The 3,803-nt window shown below is 35.8% G+C and carries 4 protein-coding genes; all 4 read left to right on the plus strand.

The genetic code is table 11. The features are described from left to right. Positions 1-345: 345 nt before the first annotated feature. From CDZ78_RS19115 to CDZ78_RS19130, 4 genes are read left to right on the plus strand one after another with little or no spacing between them, the layout of a single operon-like run. Positions 346-1,587: a DUF262 domain-containing protein gene (locus CDZ78_RS19115; protein ID WP_087871392.1), complete on the plus strand. Its 1,242-nt coding sequence runs from the start codon at positions 346-348 to the stop codon at positions 1,585-1,587. After that, positions 1,577-2,539, plus strand: coding sequence for an AAA family ATPase (locus CDZ78_RS19120; protein WP_244559298.1), 963 nt, complete (start codon positions 1,577-1,579; stop codon positions 2,537-2,539). Before CDZ78_RS19115 ends, CDZ78_RS19120 begins: the two co-directional genes overlap by 11 nt. Then, positions 2,445-2,852: an AAA family ATPase gene (locus CDZ78_RS19125; RefSeq protein WP_244559299.1), complete on the plus strand. Its 408-nt coding sequence runs from the start codon at positions 2,445-2,447 to the stop codon at positions 2,850-2,852. The genes CDZ78_RS19120 and CDZ78_RS19125 overlap by 95 nt, the downstream gene beginning before the upstream one ends. 3 nt (positions 2,853-2,855) lie before the next feature. Beyond that, positions 2,856-3,791, plus strand: coding sequence for a type II toxin-antitoxin system RelE/ParE family toxin (locus CDZ78_RS19130; protein ID WP_087871394.1), 936 nt, complete (start codon positions 2,856-2,858; stop codon positions 3,789-3,791). Positions 3,792-3,803: the final 12 nt, after the last annotated feature.

Raw genomic sequence — 3,803 nt, forward strand, 5'->3', positions numbered from 1 at the left:
TTAACCAGATAAAGGGCAGTGATAACCAAGTTTGGTTCTGTCGCAAAAAATAAATGTTTGTGTAAAAATCAACTGTAACCTATTTTTATGCGACAGAACCTGCCTAAGTGATCGAGGCGTTCAATTGAGTAGCTTGCAGCATTATTTTTTTTGGGCATGCTTCTACATATAAAAGTTATAATAGAGGGTATTTTAAATCATTTCTTAAGAGATAATAGCCGCTCAATGTGAGTTGAGTATGTGAACCTTCTTTGGCTGAAATTAAATCTTATGATCGTAGGCAATAAGGTGATTTTATTTTTTGCGACAGAACCCGTGCTTCATTGAGCTTACAATGAGATAAAAATGTTAGAAGCTGAAGAAACTAAAGAAGAGCTGTCCGAAGATGGTTCAAAGATTGGTATTGAATCTGAAAATCAAGAAGAGAATATTCTAGAGCCTTTTGACCCTGACTCAATCTCTATTGAGTCTAAGGTTATTGCCATGGATACTGTTATACGTCGTTTAGAGCATAAAACAATTCAGTTAGCCCCTAATTTTCAACGTAGTGAAGTTTGGGACCCGACACGTAGAAGCCGATTGATAGAGTCATTGATGCTTAAAATACCTTTACCCATGTTTTATGTTGCAGCAACAGAAGAAGGAGCTTGGGAGGTCGTAGATGGTTTACAACGCTTATCAACAATTAGAAATTTTATGCTGGGTGATAAAGAAGGAAAGAAATTAAAATTAAGTAACCTTGAATTTTTGGGTAATAAATTTAATGGTAAAACCTTTGATGATATTGAAAATGATCCTTCACAAGTTCGGTTGATTAATACCATCAGAGAAACTGAAATGCGATTTACCGTGATTAACCCTAGTACACCTGAGGAAGTCAAAAGGAATATTTTTAAGCGTATTAATACGGGAGGACTACCTTTAACAGGGCAAGAAATTCGTCATGCACTTTATCAGGGGAATTCTTCAGATCTGTTAATTAAGTTGGTGGAATTAACTGAGTTTAAAAATGCAATTAACAAAAAAATTAATGATACCCGTATGGGGGCTAGAGAATTGGTACTTAGATTTTTGGCTTTTCTGATTATACCTGTGGATGAGTACCAATCGGATATGGATAGGTTTTTAAGTAATGCCATGCGTATTATTAACTGTATGCCAGAGCTGGAACATAAGAAATTACTTAATATTTATGGCAAAGAAGAGGCGATTCCGACAATTAATTATAACAATATAGCTGACATAGAAAAAATGTTTGTTCAGGGAATGCTCAGAGGCCACGAGCTTTTTGGTGATCATGCCTTTAGAACGTCATTGCCTGATAGTCCGCGTAAGTCACCTATAAATAAATCATTATTTGAAAGCTGGTCAACAATTTTATGTACATTAAGTGAAAAAGAATTTGAGATGCTACGTAGTAAAAAAAAGGAATTTTTCATTGCCTATAAAGATCAGTTAGAATCTGATGCTTTTAGTCATTCTATTAGTAGGTATGCAACAAAAAAGACCAGTGGCGTGATGATGCGATATAAAGTCATAAATAAAATTGTAACTGACATATTGGTAGAGAATCCTGATGATAACTAAAATTGAATTAAATGCATTTAAATCTTTTCCAGAAAATAGTATAGAATTTAAACCTCTTACTTTATTGGCTGGGTTGAATAATAGCGGTAAAAGTTCTGTAATTCAGGCATTAAGAATGTATTGTGATACTGCACTTTTAGATGGGCATGGTACGGTACATGATATACGTTCAAATTTTTCATCCACAAGTGAATCGGTTCTGGTTACTTGTCATTTTTCTGATAACAAAAGTGACACTCTTAAACTCGATAATTCAACGCTCGTTAAACCAGACAAAGCACCTTTGTATCGTTATATAAGTGCGGATAGGCTGGGGCCACAAACTTCACTACCTTTATTACGTTCTTTAGGTGTATTCCCTCAGATTGGTAATAAGGGTGAGTATGTTTTGGATTTTTTACAGCAATTTGAAAATACCATTATTCCTGATGTATTAGTGCATGAAAAGGCAGAAGGTAAAACATTAGATTATGTTCTAAAAGGCTGGCTAAATGAAATATCACCAGGTGTTAAATTTCAGTACCAGACTAATGCAAAAACGGATTCTGCTTATGCTGAAATAGATGGTTTTAGACCAGCAAATGTCGGCTTTGGCTTAAGTTATACCTTACCTATTTTGGTTGCTATTTTAGGGATGAGCGCACAAGCCCCTTCAGGTGGGTGGGAAGGAAGCTGGGGGGAGGAGTGGGAAGAGAAGAAAAAAGACCAAGGAGTATTAGTTATTCTTGAAAACCCTGAAGCTCACCTACACCCACAAGGACAAACTGCAATGGGTAAATTGATTGCTTTAGCTGCTTCTTGTGATATTCAGAATTGGCTTAAGTTATACCTTACCTATTTTGGTTGCTATTTTAGGGATGAGCGCACAAGCCCCTTCAGGTGGGTGGGAAGGAAGCTGGGGGGAGGAGTGGGAAGAGAAGAAAAAAGACCAAGGAGTATTAGTTATTCTTGAAAACCCTGAAGCTCACCTACACCCACAAGGACAAACTGCAATGGGTAATTTGATTGCTTTAGCTGCTTCTTGTGATATTCAGATAGTTGTGGAAACACATAGCGATCATTTAATGGATGGTATTCGGATTGCAGTTAAAGAACAAATAATTGCAGCTGATAAGGTGGCTTTTCAGTATTTTACGAAAAAGTCGAATGAGCCCAGTGAAGTTGAAAGTCCTAAGCTTCATGAGAATGGAAAGTTAGATTTTTGGCCAGAGTGTTTTTTTGATCAAACCTTGAAAAATAGAGCCATACTTGCGCGAAAAGGTTGAGTTATGGAACATATTTTTTGTTTAAATTCTAATAGCTTTCCTGCGCTTGATTCAGATAAGGCTTATGATTTATTTAGTGATTCGTTGCAAGGAGTATTAGCTTTAAATACTGGTACAGACCGATATGTTATATACCATGATTCTGCCTCTTCTGAGCCATTAGAAAAAGTTGAACTGTCCGAAACGTTTACTTATTTAGATTTTAAGGAACGACTTCTTGAGAATGGTGAGCAGGATGTTTTTTTGTTTCTTGAAGAAATAGAAGACAAAAGTCCAGCTATGGATCATTTACCTGATGACATTATTGATGATCTAACAAGTTATAGTTTTTATATGCCTAATTATGGTATTGCTAATAACCCCGAAGTATTTGGAATTGCTTGGTTCATGCATGCCATTTTATTAAGTATTGATACTGACGAGCAATGGTGTAATCATAAAATTCAAATAGCGCGTACTTTTGATGGGAAATATATAGATGAAAAGTTACTTATAAAAAATATTGCTCAGTATAGGCATGGGAAACTATTGTCCGATGAATTTAATAAAGTAGATATTCAAGATAGTTGTGGAGAGTGTTTTTTTTCGGAAGACTTTTTAAGTTGGTATGAAGAGCAAACTGATGATAATAAGGTACGGGTTAGAGATAAATTAAGCTTGGCTTGTGAAAAAGGTTTTAATGGTGGTAAGCCTTTATTTAAAAATCTGGCTGATGCTGAAGGGTTGAGGGAAATTAGGTTTTCGGCATACCCTGGGGGGGCAATTCGTATTCTATTTAAATCGTTAGGTGGTTTAGAACACGCTATTTTGGTTGGCTTTATTAAGAAAAATGATAATGAGGGGTATGAAAGCAATATTGTAAGAGCAAATGATCTGTTTCAGGCGGGCAGCTTCTCCCGTCGATTCTGTCGCAAAAAACAAAATCACATTATTACCTAGACTATCATAAGA

The organism is Bathymodiolus platifrons methanotrophic gill symbiont (genome assembly GCF_002189065.1).
Lineage (GTDB): Bacteria > Pseudomonadota > Gammaproteobacteria > Methylococcales > Methylomonadaceae > Methyloprofundus.